Here is a 22,402-nt window from a genome sequence, read left to right as displayed (position 1 = left end):
GGGGACACCGTGCCCTAGCTTCGTACGTCCCTCCACGCCTCGGGAATCCGCGCCGCGACGTCGTGTGCCCCCACGGGGGCCCCCTGCGCCGCGAACCGCCCCGCGAGCCCGTGCAGATACGCGGCCACACTCCCCGCGTCCAGCGTGGACAGCCCCGCCGCCAGCAGCGACCCGGCGAGCCCCGACAGCACGTCTCCGCTCCCGGCCGTGGCCAGCCACCCCGTGCCCGTGGGGTTCACCCGCACGGCCCCGCCACGGGAGTCGGCGACCAGCGTCGTGGACCCCTTCAGCAACACGGTCGCCCGGTACACGGCCGCCAGTTCCCGCACCGCGGCCAGCCGAGCTCCCTCGACCTCCTCCCGCCGCACCCCGAGCAGTGCGGCCGCCTCCCCGGCGTGAGGGGTCATCAGCGTCGGCGCCGTACGCCCGCGCACGGCGTCCCGCTCGGCCAGCCGCAACCCGTCCGCGTCGATCAGCACCGGCACGTCGGCGGTCAGCGCCTCCGCCACGGTCGTCGCGTCGTCCCCGGCGCCGGGCCCGACGACCCACGCCTGCACCCGTCCCGCCTTGGCCGGCCCCCGGTCGGACACGAGGGTCTCCGGGAACCGGGCGATGACGGCGTCCCCCGCGGGCCCGACGTACCGCACGGCACCCGCGCCGCCTCGCAGCGCCCCGGAGACGGCGAGCACAGCGGCCCCCGGATACCGCGCCGACCCCGCGGCGATCCCGACGACGCCCCGCCGGTACTTGTCGCTCTCCGCCGCCGGCCGGGGCAACAGCCGCGCCACGTCGGCGTGCTGCAACGCCTCCAGCTCGGCGCTGGGCGGCAGTTCGAGACCGATGTCGACCAACCGGACCGTGCCGGCGTACTCCCGCCCCGGGTCGATCAGCAGCCCCGGCTTGTGCGTCCCGAAGGTGGCGGTGAGGTCGGCCCGGATCGCCGCGCCCCGCACCTCCCCGGTGTCCGCTTCGACCCCGCTCGGCAGATCCACGGCGACGACGGCCGCCCGCGACCGCTCCACTACCCCGGCCAACGCCTCGGCGTCCGGTCGCAGTCCGCCCTTCCCGCCGATTCCGACGATGCCGTCCAGGACGAGGTCGGCCCGCTCGATCACCTGCGGGGCGGCGTCCGGAGTCACCACGGAACCCCCCGCCCGGAGCAGAGCCGCAAGGCCACCCGGATGGGTGCGCTCGGGCCGCGCCAACAGGACGGCCGCGACTCCCGCCCCGCGCCGTGCCAGCCGGGCCCCCGCGTACAAGGCGTCCCCGCCGTTGTCCCCGCTCCCGACGAGCAGCACCACCCGGCTGCCGTACACCCGCCCGAGCAACTCCGCACAGGCAGCGGCCAGCCCGGCGGCGGCCCGCTGCATCAGCGCACCCTCCGGCAGCCGCGCCATCAACTCCCGCTCGGCCGCCCTTACCGTCTCCACGCTGTACGCAGTACGCATGGCATCGAGTCTGCCCCGGAAACACGGGCCGCCACACTCGGGGCCTCAGCCCTCCGCGACCACCACGGCCGACGCGACCCCCGCGTCATGGCTGAGCGACACATGCCACGACCGCACACCGAGCTCCGCCGCCTTCGCGGCCACGGTTCCCTTCACCCGCAGCCGGGGCTGCCCACTGTCCTCGACGTACACCTCGGCGTCGGTCCAGTGCAGGCCCGGCGGTGCGCCCAGCGCCTTGGCGAGGGCCTCCTTGGCGGCGAACCGGGCAGCGAGCGAGGCGATGCCGCGCCGCTCCCCACTGGGCAGCAGCAACTCGCTCTCGACGAACAGCCGGTCGGCCAGCCCGGGCGTCCGATCCAGCGACGCCCGGAACCGGTCGATCTCGGCGACGTCGATTCCGACCCCGATGATGCTCATACGGGGCAGCCTACGGCGAGAAGCCGGCCGACCGTGGCCGGCACGGTGCCGGTTGAACGGCCGAACACGTGGCCGGTGCCGTGCTTCCGCCGGCCGAACCTCAACCCCGCTCGGCCTGCTCCGGGCAACCGTCCGGCTCCCCGCCGAACAGCTCCTCCGCGCACTCGACCGAGCCGGCCCGTTCGAGCCAGTCGTCGATGAGGGAGAGTTCCCTGCAGTTGGTGATGCGGTCACGCACGTCGTCGGAGACCGCGAGGCCGCGCACCTCCAGAACCCGCAGGACCCCTTCCGCCTTCCCCTTGGCCTCGCCTTCCAGGTACGTCTCTTCGAAGAGCGTGCCCCTGCCCGGGAAGTAGGTGACGACCATTTTCTCCAACTCCCTCCACGTCTCCCGGGCCGGAGTGTTCTCCAGACCGACTTCCAGCAATTCCGACCAGTACATGGCGGTGGGGGGCCCGATCCCACTCCGTACGAGGCCGTCATTCACGAGGCAGCGCTGCGCATCAGGGTCAGCGATCGAGCCGACTCGCGGGCCCAGCTCTTCCGCGTACTGGAGCTCTCCGCGGCCGACCACATCACCGTGCGTGTCATCCCCTTCGACCTGGACGGCTTCGGCGGGGCCTGGAGCCCCATGATGCTGGCGGGCGGTGCGGTCCCCAAGCTGGACACAGCGGTGCGCGACGCGCCTCACGGCACCGGCTTCATCGACTCCGAGACTCAACTCGCACTCTTTCGAACGCTCTTCCGTAGAGTAGAAGCCGTGCCACTCGACCCCACTCGTTCGCGTGACCTCATCCACAGAGTGGCCAAGGAGTTGTGAGATCCACCGTGACCACCCCTGACAACTGGCGGAAGTCGTCTCATTCAGGCGGCGGCGATGGCAACAACTGCGTAGAGATCGCAACCTCACCCACCCACATAGCCGTCCGCGACTCAAATGTCCCGGCCAGAGCGACCCTCACCTTCCCGGCCGAGGCCTTCGCCCCCTTCATCGAGGCCCTGAAGCGAGCGTGAGCTACTGGACGGCCCGGGCGATGACGTCGTGGATCAGGAACTCGCCCGGGCGACGGTTCTCCTTGAGGCCTTCGAGGTCGCCGGGGCCGAACCAGCCGTAGGCGGAGTGCTTCGACCACTCCAGGGCCGGGTTGTTCAAGTCCCCTTCGACTTCCACGAGATAGTCGGCCTCGTGACGGAGTCCGAGGCCGTCGTCTCCGTTCCAGGTGGTGGTGCCGAGGCAACGCCGCACCCGGCTGAGACGCCACCCCGTCTCCTCCTCGATCTCTCGTGCGAGAGCCTCCAGAAGCGTTTCGCCGGCCTCGACATGGCCGCCCACGATGTCCCAGGTGTCGGGGAACAGCCGGCGCTGCGGGCCTCGCTTCTGCGCGAAGGCCTCACCGTCGCGGCTGAGGATGACAGCCCCGACGGTCCAGAGCTCGCCGGGTGCGGGGACGGGCACCTCGACGTCGGGGTCCACCCTGAACGACTCGTCATGTGCGGCCATGCACGACAGCGTAGGCCGGGCGCCTCACTCCACCGTCACGGACTTCGCGAGGTTGCGCGGCTGGTCCACCTCGTTGCCCCGGGCCGTGGCCAGCTCGCAGGCGAACACCTGCAGGGGGACGGTCGCCACCAACGGCTGCAGCAAGGTGGGGGTCACCGGGATCCGGATCAGGTGGTCCGCGTACGGGACCACCGCCTCGTCCCCCTCCTCGGCGATCACGATCGTCCGCGCCCCGCGCGCCCGGATCTCCTGGATGTTCGACACGATCTTGTCGTGGAGCACCGACCGCCCGCGCGGCGAGGGCACGACCACGACCACCGGCAGGTCCTCCTCGATCAGCGCGATCGGCCCGTGCTTCAGCTCGCCCGCCGCGAAGCCCTCGGCGTGCATGTAGGCGAGTTCCTTCAGCTTCAGGGCGCCTTCCAGGGCGACCGGATAGCCCACGTGCCGCCCCAGGAACAGCACCGTGTTCTTGTCGGCCAGTGAGCGCGCGAGCTTGCGTACCGGCTCCATCGTCTCCAGGACGCGCTCGACCTCGCCCGAGATCTGCGACAGGTCCCGGACGACGGCGCGGATCTCGTCGCCCCACTTGGTGCCCCGGACCTGGCCGAGGTACAACGCCACCAGGTAGCACGCCACCAGCTGGGTCAGGAACGCCTTGGTGGAGGCGACGGCCACCTCCGGCCCGGCGTGCGTGTACAGCACCGCGTCCGACTCGCGCGGAATGGTCGAGCCGTTGGTGTTGCAGATCGCCAGCACCTTGGAACCCTGCTCGCGGGCGTGCCGCAGCGCCATCAGGGTGTCCATCGTCTCGCCGGACTGGGAGATGGCGATCACCAGCGAGCGGCCGTCCAGGATCGGGTCCCGGTACCGGAACTCGCTCGCCAGCTCCACCTCGCACGGGATGCGCGTCCAGTGCTCGATGGCGTACTTGGCGATCAGGCCGGCGTGGAAGGCCGTACCGCAGGCGACGATGACGACCTTGTCCACCTCGCGCAGCTCGGAGGGCGAGATCCGCACCTCGTCCAGGGTCAGTGAGCCGGCCGCGTCGATGCGGCCCAGCATGGTGTCGGCGACGGCCCTCGGCTGCTCGGCGATCTCCTTGAGCATGAAGTAGTCGTAGCCGCCCTTTTCGGCGGCCGAGGCGTCCCAGTCCACGTGGTAGGAGCGCACGTCCGCCTCACGGCCGTCGAAGCCCGTCACCGTGACGCCGTCCCGGCGCAGCTCCACCACCTGGTCCTGGCCCAGCTCGATCGCCGAGCGGGTGTGCTCGATGAACGCGGCGACATCGGATGCCAGGAACGCCTCGCCCTCTCCGACGCCCACCACGAGCGGGGAGTTCCGGCGTGCGCCCACGACCACGTCCGGCGCGTCCGCGTGCACGGCGACCAGCGTGAACGCGCCCTCCAGGCGCCGGCACACCAGCCGCATGGCCTCCGCCAGGTCGGCGCAGGAGGAGAACTCCTCGGCGAGGAGGTGGGCGACGACCTCGGTGTCCGTGTCGGAGTTCAGCTCGTGACCCCGCTCGGCCAGCTCGGCGCGCAGCACCGCGAAGTTCTCGATGATGCCGTTGTGGACGACCGCGACCCGGCCGGCGTTGTCGAGGTGCGGGTGCGCGTTCGCGTCCGTCGGGCCGCCGTGCGTGGCCCACCGGGTGTGGCCGATACCCGTCGAACCCGCCGGCAGCGGCCGGTCGACCAGTTCCTTCTCCAGGTTGACCAGCTTGCCGGCCTTCTTCGCCGCGGCCAGTCCGCCGTCCGCCAGCACGGCGACACCGGCCGAGTCGTATCCCCGGTACTCCAGCCGCTTCAGCCCGGCCATCACGACATCGAGCGCCGACTGCGACCCCACGTATCCCACGATTCCGCACATGCGCGGCAGCCTACGACCCGAAAGGCTTCCGAAAGGGCTGCCGCGTGCCCGAAATCGGAAATTCCCACTGGGGTACGAAGGCCTCCAGCGATCGGGCGCACCCACACCGCACGGTCGAAAATCACCCATCTTCAACGTGCAGACCTGCTATCCGAAGTGAGGGAGGTGAAACACGATGCCGCGCTTTACGGAGTTCGACTTCGGTGTGTCGTGGGTGATGGGCTTCTTCCATCAGGACCCTCCAGCGTCTCAGAAGGGAGATTGCCGAGGATCTGGGCGTCACGGCGTACCGCCAGGGATCACGGGAGCGGAGTGGACACGGACGGTCGTCGACCTGTGTGACGCTCGGCTGTCGGCGACGACGGACGTACGCCCGCTCGCCGGCGTCGACGCTGAGGACGGCATGGCCTGTCTCGACACGGTCGTTGCCGAGATCGAGGGGGCACGGTTCCTGGATGCTGAAGTGCGGGCGGCACTCACCGACTGCGCGCGCCGCTGCACTCCAGACGTGGCTTTCCGGATACTGCTGAGAGCGAGCGGCTGCGCCCCGGATGCCTCGCTGTCCTCGGATCAGTACACGAGGCTGGAGGCCATCGGATCGGCTCTCCAGTACGGCGAGTTCGTCGTGGACTTCGTCAGCTACCTGGTTGAACCAGACTAGAAGCCTCATGAAGATCTTGGCGTTCTGGCCCTGTCGCGTGAGCGGTGGGGCCAGACGTGTCCTTGTGGTGATGGGGGAACGGGCCGGGGAAACGGTCGGGCCGGACGTGTGGGAGACCTGCCCGGGGTTGCTCCCGGCGGGACGCGTGTTCGCGTTTTTGGCCCAGCATCGGGGTGCGCTGTTTCCGTCGGAGACGTTCGCGGACATGTATCCGCCGGCGAACGGGCGGCCGTGGAGGTAAGAACCGTATATCCCTGCCCGTGCTGCGGGTATCTCGTCCTCGACGACGGGCCCGGACGCTACGAGATCTGCCGGATCTGCCGCTGGGAGGACGATCCGGGGCAGCTTCGCTCGCCCCGGCTGTCCGACGGAGCGAACAAGACGTCGCTCACCGATGCCCAGCGCTCGTTCGCTGAGACCGGCGCAAGTGATCCGCGCCGCCTGGCCCGGGCCTCCGCCCCTCGGGAAGCCGACAGGCGGGAACCTGGCTGGAGGCCGTTCGAGGTCGGCCGGGGCGGTGGTCCGGACGGGAAGACGGAGTCCGGGTACTGGCGTGACGCACCCCACCCCCACCCCCGTTCAAACTCCGTTAACAATGGACTGTGATCTCTCCGGTCTCCCCGATGCCCCGGAGCGCCCACCGGTCCAGGCCGGAGGCGACTCCCTACGTCGACCTCACCCGCACGGAGTGGAGCGCGCTGCGCGACAAGACGCCGCTGCCGCTCACCGCCGAGGAGGTCGAGAAGCTGCGCGGCCTCGGTGACGTCATCGACCTCGACGAGGTGCGGGACATCTACCTCCCGCTCTCCCGGCTGCTCAACCTCTACGTCGGCGCCACGGACGGCCTCAGAGGCGCCCTGAACACCTTCCTCGGCGAGAAGGGCTCCCAGTCCGGGACCCCCTTCGTCATAGGCGTCGCCGGGTCGGTAGCGGTCGGGAAATCCACCGTCGCCCGTCTGCTGCAGGCCCTGCTGTCCCGCTGGCCCGAGCACCCCCGCGTCGAACTGGTCACCACCGACGGCTTCCTGCTGCCCACCAAGGAGCTGGAGGCCCGCGGCCTGATGTCCAGGAAGGGCTTCCCGGAGTCGTACGACCGCCGGGCGCTGACCCGCTTCGTCGCCGACATCAAGGCCGGCAAGGACGAGGTCACCGCCCCCGTCTACTCCCACCTGATCTACGACATCGTCCCCGACCGGCGGCTCACGGTCCGCCGGCCGGACATCCTGATCGTCGAGGGGCTGAACGTCCTGCAGCCCGCCCTGCCCGGCAAGGACGGCCGCACCCGGGTCGGTCTCGCCGACTACTTCGACTTCAGCGTGTACGTCGACGCGAGCGGCGAGGACATCGAACGCTGGTATCTCAACCGCTTCAAGAAACTGCGCCATACGGCCTTCCAGAAGCAGGACTCGTACTTCCGCAAGTACACCCAGGTCTCCGAGGAGGAGGCCCTCGACTACGCCCGCACGCTTTGGCGGACGATCAACAAGCCCAACCTGGTCGAGAACATCGCCCCCACCCGCGGCCGCGCCACCCTCATCCTGCGCAAGGGCCCGGACCACACGGTGCAGCGACTGCGCCTCCGCAAGCTGTAGGGCCGCCTGTTAGAAAGGCGCCATGCTGCATCTGCGCCTGATCACCCCGGCCGACCGCACGGACGAGGTGGTCCGACTGATCGAGAGAACCGTCGGCACCACCCACCTCGCTGTCGTGCCGGGTGCCGCCCGCGACCCCGCCGGGGACCTCGTGATGTGCGATGTGGCCCGCGAGGCGGCTGACGAACTCATCGCGGGGCTACGGCGGCTCGGACTGGACGACACCGGCTCGATCGCCGTGGAGAACATCGACCTCTCGCTGTCCCGGCGGGCCGACAAGGCGGAGGAGGAGGCTCCGGGCGAGGGCGCGGACGCGGTGCTGTGGGAGCACCTGGCCGGGGCCATGCACGAGGAGTCGACCCTGTCGATCACCTACGTCGCCTTCCTCACCCTCGCCATGATGATCGCGGCCTGCGGAGTCGTCCTGGACAACGCGATCCTGATCGTCGGCGCGATGGCCGTCGGCCCGGAGTTCGGTCCGCTGGCCGGCTTCTGCACGGCCTTGGTGCAGCGCCGTCCACGCCTGGCCCTGCGCTCGCTGACCGCGCTGCTGGTGGGTTTCGCGGTGGCGATGCTGGTGACGGTCGCCTTCACCTACTTCATGGACGGCGTCGATCTGTTCACCAGGGTCCGGCTGGAGGCGGAGCGCCCCAACACCAACTTCATCTACCGTCCCGACGCCTTCTCCTTCGTCGTGGCGGTCCTGGCCGGCATAGCGGGCACGCTCTCACTGACCGCGGCGAAGTCGGGTGCGCTGGTCGGCGTGGCGATCTCCGTGACGACCGTCCCGGCGGCGGCCAACGCGGCGGTGGCCTTCGCCTACACCGAGTACCGTCAGGCCTGGGGCTCGGCGGAACAGCTGCTGCTGAACCTGCTGGGCATCGTCCTGGCCGGCACCCTCACGCTGCTGGCCCAGAAATGGTGGTGGGCCAGGCAGCGTGAGCGTCGGCCGGCGGAAGCGGCCAACCTCTAGAAGGGGAAGCGCACTTCGCAGTTGGTGGCGATGTGGTCACCGGGGTCGCCGAACACCGTGTCGGAACCGTCGCCGCAGGTGACCGTGTCGTTCCCGGAGACGCCGTCGCTCACGAAGACGGTGTCGCTGCCACCGCCGGTCGCCACGGTGTCGGCGCCCGAACCGGCGTAGACGGAGGTGTTGACCGCGGCATTGATCTGAGCGCTGTCGTTCTGATCGCCCAGCGAAACCGTGAGCCTGCTCACCGTGTCGGCGTTGCCGCAGTCGGCACTGGTCGTGGAGACCTGCGAGCAACCGGGGCCCGCCGCGATGCCGGCCAGGTCCGTGAGGATCAGACGGCCGCCCGAGACACTGGCCGTCACATGGTTCTGCACGCCGATACCTGCGCTGAGCACGACGCTGCCGCCGTGGCGGAGCGCGACGGAGCCGGGCGTCTGGGCGGCGGCCGGCGTGGCGAACGAGGTGACGAGGAGACCCGCGACCACGGCCGGACCGGCCGCTCGCTTCAGGATGCTGCTCACGATCTTCATGCTGTGTCTCTCACTTCCGTCGAAGGAGACGCCGTAAAGGGGCGCCGTCTCGACGTCAATGAAACAGCTGGTGATCGTATCTGCACTCTCTGTCACGTTCATTCGAGTGACGCACCTCGTGCGTCCTGGTGGGTCCGGGCACCACGGGGGCAGGAAAGAACCAGGGACCTGCCCCGCACGGTGTCCCGCGGAGCTAACCCAGTGCCGACTTCACCGCGTCGGCCAGCCGCCCGGCGACCGACCGGGCCTGATCGATGTCGGCGGCCTCGACCATCACCCGCACCAACGGCTCGGTGCCGGACGACCGAAGCAGCACCCGGCCCGTCTCCCCCAGCTCCCGCTCCGCCTCGGCGACGGCAGCGGCAAGGTCGGCCGAGGTCTTCACCCGGGACTTGTCCACGTCCGGCACATTGATCAGCACCTGCGGCAGCCGCTCCATCACGGACGCCAGTTCCCGCAGCGTACGGCCGGACTGCGCGACCCGCGCCGCCAGCAGAAGCCCGGTCAGCGTGCCGTCACCGGTCGTCGCGTGGTCGAGGATGATCACGTGCCCGGACTGCTCGCCGCCGAGGGCGAAGCCGTGCTCCTTCATCTCCTCCAGGACGTACCGGTCGCCCACGGCCGTCTGCACGAGCCGGATCCCGGCCCGCTCCATGGCCAGCTTGAAGCCCAGGTTGGACATGACCGTGGCGACGACGGTGTCGGAGCGCAGCTCGCCGCGCTCACGGAGCGCCAGGGCGAGCACGGCCAGGATCTGGTCGCCGTCGACCTCCTGGCCGGTGTGGTCCACGGCCAGGCAGCGGTCGGCGTCCCCGTCGTGCGCGATGCCGAAGTCCGCACCGTGCTCGACGACCGCCGCCTTCAGCTTGTCCAGGTGGGTGGAGCCGCAGCCGTCGTTGATGTTGAGCCCGTCCGGCTCGGCGCCGATCGCGACGATCTGGGCGCCGGCCCGCGAGAACGCCTCCGGCGAGACCCCCGCGGCCGCGCCGTGCGCCTCGTCCAGCACGATCTTCAGGCCGTCGAGGCGGTTCGGGAGCACCGACAGCAGATGACCGACGTACCGCTCGAAGCCCTCGTCGTACGACCGCACGCGCCCGACCCCGGCACCGGTGGGCCGCTCCCAGGGCTCGCCGTGGCGGTGGGAGTCGTACACGGCCTCGATCTTGTCCTCGAGCTCGTCGGCGAGTTTGTGACCGCCACGTGCGAAGAACTTGATGCCGTTGTCGGGCATGGCGTTGTGGCTGGCGGAGAGCATCACGCCGAGGTCGGCGCCGAGCGCGCCGGTCAGGTGGGCCACCGCGGGCGTCGGCAGGACGCCCACGCTCAGCACGTCGACACCGGCGCTCGCCAGGCCCGCCATCACAGCGGCCTCCAGGAACTCCCCGGACGCGCGCGGGTCCCGTCCGACCACCGCCGTCGGCCTGTGGCCCGCGAAGGTGCCCGCCTCGGCCAGCACGTGCGCCGCCGCGACGGACAGGCCGAGCGCCATCTCGGCCGTCAGGTCCGCGTTGGCGACACCGCGCACGCCGTCCGTGCCGAAGAGTCGTCCCACTTGTCCTCCTGAGGAAGCGTCCTTGCTTGCCGAGAATGATGGCAGGCGCCGTGACATCCGATCACACAAGCCTTTGAGCGTCTTGTGTCGTTATACGCCCTTGGCGGGGATAAACGAACGCCCCGACGGCACATGTGGCGTGCCGCCGGGGCGTTCGGAGTACGAGCAGGCGACGAAGATTAGCGCTTGCTGTACTGCGGGGCCTTGCGGGCCTTCTTCAGACCGGCCTTCTTGCGCTCGACCGCACGGTCGTCGCGCTTGAGGAAGCCGGCCTTCTTGAGCGGGCCGCGGTTGTTGTCGACGTCGGCCTCGTTCAGCGCACGGGCGACACCGAGACGGAGCGCACCGGCCTGGCCGGAGACGCCGCCACCCGCGATGCGGGCGATGACGTCGTAGCGGCCCTCGAGCTCGAGCACCTTGAAGGGCTCGTTGACTTCCTGCTGGTGCACCTTGTTCGGGAAGTAGTCCTCGAGGGTGCGACCGTTGATCTTCCACTTGCCGGTGCCCGGAACGATCCGGACGCGGGCGATGGCGTTCTTGCGGCGGCCCAGGCCGGCGGCCGGCTGGGGCTCGCCGAAGCGGGACGCGAGGGACTCGGAGGTGTACTCGCCCTCGACGGGAACCTCGGACTCGGTGGTGTAGCTCTCGATGTCGATCTCTTCGATCGGCTGCTCGGCAGTGGTCTCGGCCACGATTCTCCTCAGATTCTCTTCAGTCTTAGGGGGTGGCCGGACTTACTGCGCGACCTGGGTGATCTCGAACGGCACCGGCTGCTGGGCAGCGTGCGGGTGCTGGTCACCCTTGTAGACCTTCAGCTTCGAGAGCATCTGACGGCCCAGAGTGTTCTTGGGGAGCATGCCCTTGACGGCCTTCTCGATGGCCTTCTCGGGGTTCTTGTCGAGCAGCTCGTCGTAGCGGACGGAGCGCAGACCACCCGGGTAGCCGGAGTGGCGGTACGCCATCTTCTGGGTCCGCTTGTTGCCGGACAGGTGCACCTTGTCGGCGTTGATGATGATGACGAAGTCACCCGTGTCAACGTGGGGCGCGTAGATCGGCTTGTGCTTGCCACGCAGGATGGAGGCCGCAGTGGAGGCCAGACGGCCCAGGACGACGTCCTGAGCGTCGATGACGTGCCACTGGCGCGTCACATCGCCGGGCTTGGGGCTGTACGTACGCACGGTTCGTAGCCTTCGCTTCGAGTGAATGGTCCTGAACAGGTCACCGAAACGATCACGACAGCCTTGACCGCACCGCGGTGACGCAACCGCGTGCTGATCGCTGGTCATCGGCCCGGTGGACCGGTGTAAGGGCCCGTCCCGTGAGAATGAGCAAGCCAATACACAACGAAGAAGCAGGTTACCGGTAGGCCCCCGGACGGGTCAAAACGAGGCATGCCGACAGACGCCCGCCGGACAAACGACGCATGCCGACCGACGCGCTCCAGCACCACGGGCCCCCCGTCTAAGATGCGCCCCATGAGTTACGGGCAAGGGGGACCTCAGTCTCCGTGGGATCCCTGGAAACCGCATTCCCAGCAGCCCTGGGGCAGCGACGACGACGGGACTCCGGACTGGGCCGCGCTCGCCGAGGCCTCGGAGACGCGGAACAAGCGCCGCAGACTGCTGTTCGTCGGCGGCGGCGTGCTCGCCACGATCGGGGTCGGCACCGCCGTGGCGATGGCCGTCGTGTCCGCGAACGGCGACAACCACGCCTCGGGCAACCCCACCAACCTGCCCCCCAGTGCCTCACTGCCGAGCGGGTCCGCCACGGCGCCGTCCTTCGCGCCGACCAGCGCTCCACCCCCGCTGGATCCGAAGGACTTCATATCCAGCGCCAAGAAGGACACCGCGCCGCTGAGCCCCCAGACGCTCTTCCCGGGCACCCAGCTGACCGTGGGCGACACGGTGTACAAGAAGGGCGCCACGGCCGACACGAAGAACTGCGCCTCCGCCGCCGACGGCACGCTGCCCAAGATCCTCACGGCCAACGGCTGCACCCGGCTGATGCGGGTCAGCTACGCGAACGGTGGCATCGGGGTCACCGTCGGTGTCGCCGTCTTCGACACGGCGGCCCAGGCGGAGAAGGCCAAGAGCCTGACCGACGACCAGAGCATGGTGCACTCACTGTCCGGCAAGGGCGTCAAGCCCTTCTGCAACGCCGCGATCTGCCGCTCGACCCGCAACGCCTACGGCCGCTACGCCTACTTCACGATCAGCGGCTTCACCAACGGCAAGAACGTCACCAACAAGGACACCAAGGTCTTCCGCACCGGCGACGACCTCCAGCAGTTCGCCGCGAACCAGATCTACCGCCGCGGCCAGGCCCAGGCCTCCGCGGCGGCCCAGCAGTAGCGCGCCGCGCCCTTCGCCTCCGAGCACAGCTCGCCAGGCCTCGGCCGTTCCAGGGCAGAATCGGCACAGAGTTTGCCGGGAGGGGTCGGGGATCATGCGGATGCGCGGGCGGCTTCCGCTCATCGGGGCCGGGGTGTCGGCCGCACTGCTCGCGCCCCTGGCGTGGTGGGCGGCCCGGCCCGAGGCCGGGAGCGGCCCGCGCCCGGTCCCCACGGACCTGCGCGAGCGAGACCCGCACGCGACGCCCGCCGCCCGCCGGGTGTACGCACTGCTGGCCGACCTGGAGAACCGGGCGAGGCGCGGCCGGCCGTCCCGGACGGTCATCGGCCAGCACGTCGAGCTGCACAACGAGCGGTACAACCCGTCGTATGGCGACTACCGGGGCACCAAGCAGCCCGGCTACTACTACAAGAAGGTCCAGGACATCACCGGCCGGCTGCCCGGCTTCGTGGAGCTGGACCTGGGTCCCGGATACAGACGGTCGGGCTGGGCGGTGGGCGCGGCGCGCTCGTACAACAGGGCCTGGCCCGCCTGCCGCCCCTACTGGGGGTACACAGAGGACGCCGTGGACCTGGCCGTCGGCGTGTGGGCGGGGCTGCCCCGGGCGGCCGACGGTTCCTACCGGCCCTCCGGCACGCACACGGAGTGCGTCACCGGCACCGAGGTGTCCCTGCCGCACAACGGCGGCGGGCCCGCGGGCCTGGTCGGCTTCTCCTTCCACCAGCCCTACCCCGGCAGCCCGGTCAAGGGCTTCGCGCAGACGCTGCACCGCAACTCGCCCGGCGCGAAGGACTCCGGCTGGTTCGGCCGGGTGGCCACCGAGGGCACCACCGAGCACCAGGCCCTCCTGCACGACCTCGGCTTCCTCGCGGACCACCTCGGCTACCTCGCCGACTGCGGGGTGCCTGTGCTGTTGCGGCCGTACCACGAGATGAACGCCGCGCCGGGGCACGGATTCTGGTGGGCGGGGCAGGACCCGGCCGCGTACCACAGGCTGTGGCGGCTGACGTATGACTTCCTCGTGAACCGGCGCGGTCTGCACAACCTGATCTTCGTCTGGTCGCCGAACTCCTGGGACGGGGGCTACGGCCGCACGCCCGGGAAGTACTACCCCGGCGGTGACTACGTCGACGTCGTCGGTGTCGACGCCTACAGCGACACGCCCGCCCGCCCCCTCGGCAAGGGGGCCTGGACCGAGGTCTGGTACCGCGGCCTGGAGGAGTACGACAGGCCGCGCGTCGTCGCCGAGTCCTTCCACGTACCGCTGGGGGCGGCCCAGCCGCGGACCCTGTCGCGGACGCCGTGGGTCATGTGGACGGTGTGGGGTCAGTCACTCACGTACGACAACGTCTCCGCCCCGCGGGCGAAGAACACGGTGGCGGACGTCAGACAGACCTATAGATCGCCCGAAGTGATCACCGGCGGCCATCGGATCCAAGCCACCGACCTCAAGTGACGAGCATCACACGACACCGTAAATTGATTAACTTTTGAACACATCTCCCCCACATACGTTCCCTGTATGGCCCATGCATGCAAGGATTTGAGGTCTATTGGTCAGTGGCACGGGCGCCTGGGGGGGCATCTGAGCGGCCAGTGACCGAGCGCCCGAGAAGGCGTTGAGGGGGATGGACCCGGAACCCTGCGGCTGTCACGCTGCGCTCGCGCTGTCGTGGCCGAGATCCGTCGATGCCTCAACGCACCACCGCTCTCACAGGAGTTCCGCAGTCGTCATGGCATCGACACTGGTCGACGGGGGTGTGCCGCATTCGCGGCACCATCAGAAGCTAGCCAAGCGCACCGCGGCGTGGAAGCCGGGAATCCTCCCGTTCCTGCTGCCTTTCGTCCTGCTGGTCGCCTTCGGGCTGTGGACCTACCAGCCCAGCTCGTCACCGCTGAGCTGGATCCTGACCATCGTCTGGTCCCTGCCGGTGGCCGGTGTCATGGTGGGCATCCAGGGTGCCCTCCTGATCCGCCGCCGGATCCGCCGCAGTGGCCGGATGGTCCCCGCGGCACCGGCCGAACAGGACTTCCTGATCGTCCTGTGCCCGACCATCGGCCGGCACGACACCTACCCGGCGCTGGAGCGCTCGATCCTCTCGTACGTCGAGCACCTGCCGGAGTGGTTCCCGTACATGCGTGTCGACATCCTCACCGAGGAGGGCTGCGAGGCGGCGGAGGACATCGACCGGCTCGCCGACTCCCACCCGCTGATCCGGGTGATCACCGTCCCCAAGGACTACGTCCCCGCCAACGGCACCCGCTTCAAGGCCCGCGCCAACCACTACGCCCACGAGCTGCGCATCGAGGAAGGCGAAACCCTCGACCACGTGTGGGTGCTGCACATGGACGACGACACGGGTGTGGGGCCCGACACGGCCTCCTCGCTCGCCCAGTTCATCAACCGGCAGCGCCGCGCCCACCCCGACGAGGCCAAGCACATGGCCCAGGGCATCCTCACGTACCCCCGCGAGAACGCGGTCAACCTGTTCACCTGGCTCGCCGACGCGGTGCGGCCCGCCGACGACATCGCCCGCTTCCGCGCGCTGACCGGCATGGGCACCCCGGCCGCCGGCGTGCACGGCGAGCTGCTGGTGCTGCGCGCGTCCATCGAGGCCACCATCGGCTGGGACTTCGGGCCCAAGGAGATCGTCGAGGACGCCCGTCTCGCCCTGACCTTCTGCCGTATGTACCCGGGGCGCAGCGACTGGTTCAACGGCCGCTGCTACGGCGCCTCCCCCGCCACCGCGGAGGACTTCGTCAAGCAGCGCGACCGGTGGGCCTGGGGCCTGGTGGCGCTGTGCTGCAACAAGGCCGTGCCCTGGCGCTACCGCTGGTTCCTGTCGATCTGCGTGGCCACCTGGATCCTCGGCCCGCTCCAGCACATCGCGGCCGTGCTGCTCTTCGGCTGGCTCATCAACGACATGAACACCTCGCCCGTGACCCAGTCCGTGGTCATCCTGTGGGCCCTCAACTTCGCGTATGTCATCTGGACGTACTGGGAGGGGCTGCGGCTGAACGCCCTCTCCTCGGTCAGCGGCCGGCGCAAGTGGTGGGAGCCGATCGTCGTGGTCGCTCTCATCCCGGTCTTCTCCGTGCTGGAAGGACTCGGCGGCTTCAAGGGCTTCCTGAGGTTCGTCCGGCGCGAGGAGAACAAGTTCGTCGTGATCGCCAAGCCCGCCTGACTCTCCGGAAGACACCTGACATGCGTTCGCGACTGCCCCTGCTCGCCATCTTCCCGGTGACCGTTCTCACCCTCGTGCTGGGCACCCCCTTCGTCCTCGGCAACCACCCGGTGCGCTGGGAGTCGGGCTCGGCCCTGCCCAAGATCGTGACCGGCGACGACAAGGACTCCTCCGCCTCGTCCGGCCACTCCGGGGGTACGGCGTCCGCCCCGTCCGGTTCCCCCTCCTCGGCCACCGATGCCCTCCGGGTCGCCAAGCCCTGGAAGAAGGGCATGGCGCAGTGGGGCGTACAGCTCTACTGGGAGGAGGAGAAGAAGAAACGGTCCGACACGTTCATCGAGAACCAGGCCCGCAAGCACGCCAAGTACCTCATCGGCCTGGGCGCCAACTCGGTGTCCGTCTCCTTCCCCTTCTTCATCCAGAACTCCACCTCCAACGCGCTCACGGTCGGCGCCAAGACGCCCTCCCCGGAGCGGCTCCAGCGGGTGCTGAACGTGTTCCGGGACGCCGGTTTCCGCACCACGGTCCGCCCGATCCTGGACGAGGGGACCCTGAAGCAGGGCAACGGCTGGCGCGGCAACATCGATCCCGCCTTCCGCTCCGCCTGGTTCGCCTCGTACAAGAAGTTCCTCACCCCGTATCTCCAGGCCTCCGAGGACGCGAAGGCGAACACCTTCGTCATCGGCACCGAACTCAACTCCCTGGAGGGCGACCCGGGCTGGGAGACCCTGGTCTCCCACGCCGAGCAGAGCTTCTCCGGCCAGGTCTCCTACGACGCCAACTGGGACAACTACGTCTCGGGCCGGATCAGCATGCCGGTCAACCACCTTGGCATCGACGCCTACTTCCCGGTCAAGGTGCCGGACACGGCACCCGTCTCGGAGCTGGTCGCGGGCTGGAACAAGTGGCTGGACCGGAAGGCCACGGGCCCGCTGCCGAAGATCCTCATCTCCGAGACCGGCATCGGCGCCATGAACGGCGCCTACCACGCCCCCGGCGACTTCTACGCCAGGCGGGCCGTCAATCCCCGGGTGCAGGCCAACTGGTACAAGGCCGTCTGCCAGGTCGTCGAGGAGCGGCACATGCAGGGCGTGTACTGGTGGTCGATCCACTTCGAGGACGACCCGAACACCCCGCCGGACGACAAGACCGCCTCCCGGCTCGACTTCGCGGGCCGTCCCCTCAGCGAGAAGGCCATCAAGACCTGTTTCGCCTCCGACTACGCGGGCCCCGGCACCGGCACCACGAGCTGACCGAGCGAGGAATCATGCAGGAAGCCATCATCCTGGTGGGCGGCAAGGGAACCCGCCTGCGACCGCTGACCAACCACACTCCCAAGCCGCTGCTCCGGGTCGCGGGTGCCTCCTTCATCCGGCACCAGATCGCCAAGCTGACGGCAGCCGGCGTCGAGCACGTGGTCTTCGCCACCTCGTACCTCGCGAGCCTCTTCGAGGAGGAGTTCAAGGACTTCTCCCAGGACCTTGCGATCTCGTACGCCGTGGAGGAGATCCCCCTCGGCACGGGCGGGGCGATCCGCAACGCCGGGCGGCTGCTGCGCGGCGACGCGCCGGACGCCCCGGTCCTCGTCCTCAACGGCGACATCCTGTCCGGCGTCGATCTGGGCGGCCTACTGGCGCACCACGAGGCCCGGGACGCGGACGTGACACTGCACCTCACCCGCGTCGCCGACCCGCGCGCCTTCGGCCTGGTCCCCACCGACGAGGCGGGCCGGGTGCTCTCCTTCCTGGAGAAGCCGAAGACGCCGGAGGAGTGCGTCACCGACCAGATCAACGCGGGCTGCTACGTCTTCCGCCGGTCCGTCCTGGACGCCATCCCCGGCGACCGGGAGGTCTCCGTCGAGCAGGAGACCTTCCCCCGGCTCGTCGCGGGCGGCGGGCGGGTCTTCGGCCACACCACCGACGACTACTGGCGCGACCTCGGCACCCCGCTCGCCTTCGTGCACGGCTCCGCCGACCTGATCACCGGCAGGGCGGCCTCGCCCCTGCTGGGACCTCCGGCCGAGGCCCTGATCGACCCCACCGCCGTGGTGGCCCCGACCGCACGCGTGACCGGCGGCTCGACGGTCGGCCCTCATGCCGTCATCGGTCCGCACGTGGTCGTCGACCGCTCCATCATCGGCGCCAACGTCACCGTCGCCGAGGGCGCCCGGGTGCACGAGTCCGTGGTGGACCACGACTCCTCGATCGGCAGCGAATCGATTCTTCGTGAGGTCGTGGTGGGCTGCCACACCCACGTCGGCGCCCAGAACGAACTGCCCGCCCAGCTGCGGCTGTCGTGCGGCATCCGCATCCCCGCCCAGGGCGTGCGCGTCAGCGGTACGGCTGCCGCCTGCCCGACGGTCCACTGAAGCCGCCGGCCCGGACAGTTACTGGATTACTGGAGAGACGTGACCAGCCATCGTTCAACGGCCGCGGAGACAGAGCGCCTTCGCAAGTACCGGCCGGACATCCAGGGCCTGCGTGCCGTCGCCATCATCATGGTCGTCTGCATGCACACCGGCATCCTCGACATCCACGGCGGTGTGGACGTCAGCTTCGTGCTCAGCGGCTTCCTCATCGGCAGCCAGCTGCTCGCCGAGATCGACAAGACCGGCAAGGTGTCCCTGAGCAAGTTCTGGGCCCGCCGTTTCCGCCGCCTGGCACCGGGCGCCGCCCTCACCATCGTCGCCACCGGCGTCCTGTCCTGGCTCTACGCGAGCCCGTTCAGCTTCCGCAGCTACATGGACGACGGACTCGCCGCCTCGCTGAGCGTCATCAACTGGCGGCTGGCCGAGAACGGCACCGACTACTTCGCCAGCGACGGCAGCCAGTCGCCCTACCAGCACTTCTGGTCACTGGGCATCGAGGAGCAGTTCTACCTCGCCGCCCCGATCGTGCTCGTCGTCGTGGCCTGGCTCAGCCGGCTCATGTTCCGCCGCAACCGCATCCTGGTCGGTGTGGTCCTGATGGCCGTGGTGGGCGGCTCGTTCTACCTGGGCTACACCGAGACCACCCCCAACCAGCCGCTGGCCTACTTCGGCACCCAGTCACGCATCTGGGAACTCGCCTTCGGGGTCCTGCTCGCGCTCTGGGCCCCCGTGATCTCCCGCATGCCGCGGGGACTGGCCGCGGTCGTCTCCTGGCTGGGCTTGGCCACCACCCTGGTCACGGGCCTGCTCATCACGGAGAACACCCCGCTGCCGGGGTACGCCGTCCTCGGTCCCGTGCTCGGCGCGTGGCTGATCATCGCCGGCGGCTGCGCCAACCCCCGCCTCGGTGTGGAGCGGCTCCTCGACAACCCGGTCTTCGACTTCGTCGGCAAGGTCAGCTACGGCTGGTACCTGTGGCACTGGCCGCTGCTGATCCTCTGGCCGCACATGATCAGCTGGGAGTTCGGCTACTCCGACCGCTTCCGGGTGGCGGTCCTCTCCTTCCTCATCGCCATCGCGACGCACTACATCGTCGAGAAGCGGTTCCGGGAGAACGTGAAGCTGGTCGTCCGCCCCTGGCGGGGCATCCTCACCGGCGGCACCCTGACGGCCACCTCCGCCGTGGCCATGGTGGTCGCGCTCCAGGTACCGCTCAACCTGTCCTTCGGCACCGCGGGCACCGCCGCTGCCCTCACCGGGTTCGACGGCACCAAGTCCGTGGAGCAGGCGGTGAGCCAGCGCAGCGCCCCCAAGATCAGCGAGAGCGCTCTGCTGAAGTCCCCGAACGACCGGGGCGACCACGGCTGTATTGACCAGCTGCTGGTCACCAGCTTCACCCCGCACGACGACTGCGTGATCGGCGACAAGACGTCGAAGCGGACCATGGTGCTGCTCGGCGACTCGCACGCCTACCAGTGGGGCAACGCCTTCAACACGCTCGGCCTGAAGCTGCACGTCAAGGTCGTCACGGTCATCAAGAGCGGTTGCTCCCCCGAGGTCTACAAGATCACGCGTGAGGACCTGGGGCGCGAGTACACCGAGTGCCCGGCATGGCGCAAGACCGCTCTCGCCTACATCAAGAAGCTCAAGCCCGACGTCATCGTGGTGGCCAACCGCGTGCAGTACACCACCGTGCGCGCCGGCGCCGAGGACACCTTCAAGAAGCTCAGGGCCATGGACTCGAACCTGGTCTATCTGGCCGACACCCCGAAGCCGACCTTCAACGTCCCGGACTGCCTGGCGGAGCACTCGGCCAACCCGGCCGAGTGCACCCTGAAGTCCGAGACCGCCGTGGACCTGCCCGACTTCCGCAAGCTGGAACGCGAGGTCGCGGAGCAGTACGGGGCCACGGTCATCAACCCGCTCCCCGCCTTCTGCGCGAACGGCTACTGCCCGACGGTGATCGGCGGGCACGTCGTCTACTGGGACAACAGCCACATGACCGGCGGCTACGCCAAGTCCCTCGAACCGTTCCTGGAGCCGACCTTCAAGAAGGCCCTCGCCGGCTGACCCTCAGACCGTCCGCACCCGTACCCGGCGTGCCTGCCGCTGCCTCTCCAGCAGCTGGTCGGCCGCCGGGTACGCGACCTCCTCCAGGGTCAGCCCGTGCGGCCGTACGACATGTACGGCGCTGTCCCGCACCCCCGCGTCGAGCACCTTCCGCGGCCACTCCACCCCGCGGTGCCCATCGCCCACGAACAACAACGCCCCCACCATGGACCGCACCTGGTTGTGGCAGAAGGCATCGGCGCGGACCTCGATCTCGACAATGCCGCCCACGCTGCGGCGCACCCCGAAGTCGAGGATCTCCCGGATCGTCGTCGCCCCCTCGCGCTTCTTCGCGTACGCCGCGAAGTCATGCTCGCCCACCAGGGACTTGGCTGCGGCGTCCATCGCGGGCACATCCAACTCCCAGTCGTGCCACAGCACATGGTTGCGGAGCAGCGGGTCCACTCCCCCGGGCCGATCCCCGACCCGGTACACATACCGCCGCCACGACGCGGCGAACCGGGCATTGAACCCCTCCGGGGCCTCGGTGAGCCGCCAGACCCGTACGTCCTTGGACAGCCGCCCGGCGAGCCGCTTGAGCAGCTTCTCGCGGTGCTCCGCCCACAGCTCCTCGGGCAGATCGACGTGCGCCACCTGGCCGCGCGCGTGCACACCGGCGTCCGTCCGCCCGGCCACGGTCAGCTCGTACGTCTCCTTCGACCGCGTCACCGTGCGCAGGGCGTCCTCGATCTCCCCCTGCACGGTCCGCCTGCCGCCGGCCTGCTTGGCCCAGCCGTGGAAGTCGGTGCCGTCGTAGGAGAGGTCGAGGCGGATACGGACGTGCCCGGGCTGTACTTCACTCACAAACAGATCCTCTCAAAGCTCTGAGTCCGGTCAGGCCAGAGCCTTCTGAAAAGCGTGAAAGCGGGCCCGCCCCGAAGGGCGAGCCCGCTTCCAGCGTCAGGCAGAGCCTCAGGCGTCCTTGGACTCCTCGGCCGGAGCCTCGGTGGCCTCGGTCTCCTCGACCTTGGCCTCCTCGGCCTTGGCCTCGTCGGCCTCCTTGACCGCGCGCTTGGTGGCGGCCTCGGCCTCACCCACGGCGTTCTGCTGCACCGTCAGCGCCTCGACCAGCTCGATGACGGCCATGGGCGCGTTGTCGCCACGGCGGTTACCGATCTTGGTGATGCGGGTGTAGCCACCCGGACGGTTCTCGTACCGCGGGCCGATCTCGGTGAAGAGCGTGTGGACGATGCTCTTGTCCGTGATGACCTGGAGCACCTGACGGCGGTTGTGAAGGTCGCCCTTCTTCGCCTTGGTGATCAGACGCTCGGCGTACGGGCGCAGGCGGCGGGCCTTCGCCTCGGTGGTGGTGATACGGCCGTGCTCGAACAGCGACTTCGCGAGGTTCGCGAGGAGCAGCTTCTCGTGCGCGGCGCTGCCGCCCAGACGGGCACCCTTGGTGGGCTTCGGCATTGTTCTTCTCCTGTGTGTCTGCTCCGGCCGTGTCAGGTACCGGAGTCAGTATCCGAGCGGGCGGTTGCCCGTCGGAGATCCGGGGGTCTGCGTGAGACCCCCGGAAAAGGAACCGATCAGTACTGCTCGGTCTCCACGAACCCGGCGTCCGCGTCGTCGTCGGCGCCGAAGGCGTCGGCGGCGGCGGTCGGGTCGAATCCGGGCGGGCTGTCCTTGAGGGCCAGGCCCATGCCGGCCAGCTTCGCCTTGACCTCGTCGATGGACTTCGCACCGAAGTTGCGGATGTCCAGGAGGTCGGCCTCCGAGCGGGCGACGAGCTCACCCACGGAGTGGATGCCCTCACGCTTGAGGCAGTTGTAGGAGCGGACCGTGAGCTCGAGCTCCTCGATCGGCAGCGCGAGGTCGGCGGCCAGGGCGGCGTCCGTGGGGG

At 69.4% G+C, this 22,402-nt stretch carries 23 protein-coding genes and 1 pseudogene; 12 read left to right on the top strand and 12 right to left on the bottom strand.

Translation table 11 applies throughout. The features are described 5' to 3' along the window. Positions 1-14 precede the first annotated feature (14 nt). The 3 genes from ACFZDC_RS10595 to ACFZDC_RS10585 all read right to left on the bottom strand — a co-directional run bounded on the left by ACFZDC_RS10595 (position 15) and on the right by ACFZDC_RS10585 (position 2,307). Entirely contained in the window at positions 15-1,448 is a 1,434-nt protein-coding gene (locus ACFZDC_RS10595) for an NAD(P)H-hydrate dehydratase (protein ID WP_391322251.1), read from the bottom strand. Positions 1,449-1,493: 45 nt separating this feature from the next. Further along, positions 1,494-1,865: a holo-ACP synthase gene (locus ACFZDC_RS10590; protein ID WP_391322249.1), complete on the bottom strand. Its 372-nt coding sequence runs from the start codon at positions 1,863-1,865 to the stop codon at positions 1,494-1,496. Positions 1,866-1,965: 100 nt separating this feature from the next. Further along, the gene (locus tag ACFZDC_RS10585) at positions 1,966-2,307 is read right to left on the bottom strand and encodes a hypothetical protein (protein ID WP_391322838.1); all 342 of its coding nucleotides are present in this window, start codon (positions 2,305-2,307) and stop codon (positions 1,966-1,968) included. A gap of 12 nt (positions 2,308-2,319) precedes the next feature. Here ACFZDC_RS10585 and ACFZDC_RS10580 point away from each other — a divergent pair. Then, positions 2,320-2,685, top strand: a pseudogene (locus ACFZDC_RS10580) (Scr1 family TA system antitoxin-like transcriptional regulator); the annotation flags it as partial. Between the two features lie 8 nt (positions 2,686-2,693). Next, complete coding sequence (locus ACFZDC_RS10575) at positions 2,694-2,879, top strand: DUF397 domain-containing protein (RefSeq protein WP_391322248.1); 186 nt, start codon at positions 2,694-2,696, stop codon at positions 2,877-2,879. Between the two features lies 1 nt (position 2,880). Here the strand turns inward: ACFZDC_RS10575 and ACFZDC_RS10570 are convergent, their stop codons facing one another. Continuing rightward, entirely contained in the window at positions 2,881-3,366 is a 486-nt protein-coding gene (locus tag ACFZDC_RS10570; RefSeq protein WP_391322246.1) for an NUDIX domain-containing protein, read from the bottom strand. 24 nt (positions 3,367-3,390) lie between these two features. Beyond that, a complete protein-coding gene (gene glmS / locus ACFZDC_RS10565; protein WP_391322244.1) occupies positions 3,391-5,238 on the bottom strand; it encodes a glutamine--fructose-6-phosphate transaminase (isomerizing) in 1,848 nt (615 codons plus the stop codon). Between the two features lie 175 nt (positions 5,239-5,413). On the opposite strand from glmS, the gene ACFZDC_RS10560 reads away from it, so the two are divergent. From ACFZDC_RS10560 to ACFZDC_RS10545, 4 genes are all read left to right on the top strand, one after another. After that, positions 5,414-5,899, top strand: a complete 486-nt coding sequence (locus ACFZDC_RS10560; RefSeq protein WP_391322242.1) for a hypothetical protein — start codon at positions 5,414-5,416, stop codon at positions 5,897-5,899. A 108-nt stretch (positions 5,900-6,007) separates the two neighbouring features. Then, positions 6,008-6,505 (top strand): CPCC family cysteine-rich protein, encoded by a 498-nt coding sequence (locus ACFZDC_RS10555; protein WP_391322240.1) that lies wholly within the window; start codon positions 6,008-6,010, stop codon positions 6,503-6,505. Between the two features lie 17 nt (positions 6,506-6,522). Next, a complete protein-coding gene (coaA, locus tag ACFZDC_RS10550; protein WP_391322238.1) occupies positions 6,523-7,491 on the top strand; it encodes a type I pantothenate kinase in 969 nt (322 codons plus the stop codon). A 22-nt stretch (positions 7,492-7,513) separates the two neighbouring features. Next, a complete protein-coding gene (locus ACFZDC_RS10545) occupies positions 7,514-8,464 on the top strand; it encodes a DUF389 domain-containing protein (protein WP_391322236.1) in 951 nt (316 codons plus the stop codon). Here ACFZDC_RS10545 and ACFZDC_RS10540 read toward each other — a convergent pair. The 4 genes from ACFZDC_RS10540 to rplM form a co-directional block, all read right to left on the bottom strand. Next, on the bottom strand, positions 8,461-8,985 hold the full coding sequence (locus ACFZDC_RS10540; protein ID WP_391322234.1) for a hypothetical protein: 525 nt from the start codon (positions 8,983-8,985) through the stop codon (positions 8,461-8,463). The two genes, ACFZDC_RS10545 and ACFZDC_RS10540, sit on opposite strands and share 4 nt — an antisense overlap. A gap of 202 nt (positions 8,986-9,187) precedes the next feature. After that, entirely contained in the window at positions 9,188-10,546 is a 1,359-nt protein-coding gene (gene glmM, locus ACFZDC_RS10535) for a phosphoglucosamine mutase (protein WP_391322232.1), read from the bottom strand. 179 nt (positions 10,547-10,725) lie between these two features. Continuing rightward, positions 10,726-11,238 carry a 30S ribosomal protein S9 gene (gene rpsI / locus ACFZDC_RS10530; RefSeq protein WP_100827765.1) on the bottom strand — a complete coding sequence of 171 codons (513 nt, stop codon included), beginning with the start codon at positions 11,236-11,238 and terminating at the stop codon, positions 10,726-10,728. A 42-nt stretch (positions 11,239-11,280) separates the two neighbouring features. Next, the gene (gene rplM, locus ACFZDC_RS10525) at positions 11,281-11,724 is read right to left on the bottom strand and encodes a 50S ribosomal protein L13 (protein ID WP_037680366.1); all 444 of its coding nucleotides are present in this window, start codon (positions 11,722-11,724) and stop codon (positions 11,281-11,283) included. 297 nt (positions 11,725-12,021) lie between these two features. Between rplM and ACFZDC_RS10520 the strand changes: the two genes are divergently transcribed. The 6 genes from ACFZDC_RS10520 to ACFZDC_RS10495 all read left to right on the top strand — a co-directional run bounded on the left by ACFZDC_RS10520 (position 12,022) and on the right by ACFZDC_RS10495 (position 20,520). Further along, positions 12,022-12,897: a hypothetical protein gene (locus ACFZDC_RS10520; RefSeq protein ID WP_391322229.1), complete on the top strand. Its 876-nt coding sequence runs from the start codon at positions 12,022-12,024 to the stop codon at positions 12,895-12,897. Between the two features lie 100 nt (positions 12,898-12,997). After that, complete coding sequence (locus ACFZDC_RS10515) at positions 12,998-14,353, top strand: glycosyl hydrolase (RefSeq protein ID WP_391322228.1); 1,356 nt, start codon at positions 12,998-13,000, stop codon at positions 14,351-14,353. Between the two features lie 277 nt (positions 14,354-14,630). Beyond that, a complete protein-coding gene (locus ACFZDC_RS10510; RefSeq protein WP_391322226.1) occupies positions 14,631-16,082 on the top strand; it encodes a glycosyltransferase family 2 protein in 1,452 nt (483 codons plus the stop codon). Positions 16,083-16,102: 20 nt separating this feature from the next. Continuing rightward, the gene (locus ACFZDC_RS10505; RefSeq protein WP_391322224.1) at positions 16,103-17,335 is read left to right on the top strand and encodes a glycoside hydrolase family 113; all 1,233 of its coding nucleotides are present in this window, start codon (positions 16,103-16,105) and stop codon (positions 17,333-17,335) included. Between the two features lie 14 nt (positions 17,336-17,349). After that, on the top strand, positions 17,350-18,450 hold the full coding sequence (locus ACFZDC_RS10500) for a sugar phosphate nucleotidyltransferase (protein ID WP_391322222.1): 1,101 nt from the start codon (positions 17,350-17,352) through the stop codon (positions 18,448-18,450). Positions 18,451-18,489: 39 nt separating this feature from the next. Then, positions 18,490-20,520: an SGNH hydrolase domain-containing protein gene (locus ACFZDC_RS10495; protein WP_391322220.1), complete on the top strand. Its 2,031-nt coding sequence runs from the start codon at positions 18,490-18,492 to the stop codon at positions 20,518-20,520. Between the two features lie 3 nt (positions 20,521-20,523). Here ACFZDC_RS10495 and truA read toward each other — a convergent pair whose 3' ends face one another. From truA to ACFZDC_RS10480, 3 genes are all read right to left on the bottom strand, one after another. Next, positions 20,524-21,363, bottom strand: a complete 840-nt coding sequence (gene truA, locus ACFZDC_RS10490) for a tRNA pseudouridine(38-40) synthase TruA (RefSeq protein ID WP_391322218.1) — start codon at positions 21,361-21,363, stop codon at positions 20,524-20,526. Positions 21,364-21,471: 108 nt separating this feature from the next. Beyond that, a complete protein-coding gene (gene rplQ / locus ACFZDC_RS10485) occupies positions 21,472-21,972 on the bottom strand; it encodes a 50S ribosomal protein L17 (RefSeq protein ID WP_391322216.1) in 501 nt (166 codons plus the stop codon). Positions 21,973-22,088: 116 nt separating this feature from the next. After that, on the bottom strand, positions 22,089-22,402 hold a 314-nt coding region (locus tag ACFZDC_RS10480; protein ID WP_308812713.1), incomplete at its 5' end, for a DNA-directed RNA polymerase subunit alpha C-terminal domain-containing protein.

The organism is Streptomyces sp. NPDC007905 (assembly GCF_042959345.1).
GTDB lineage: Bacteria > Actinomycetota > Actinomycetes > Streptomycetales > Streptomycetaceae > Streptomyces.
Note: the sequence above shows the minus strand (reverse complement) of the source record. Positions and strands in the feature narration are given on the sequence as shown.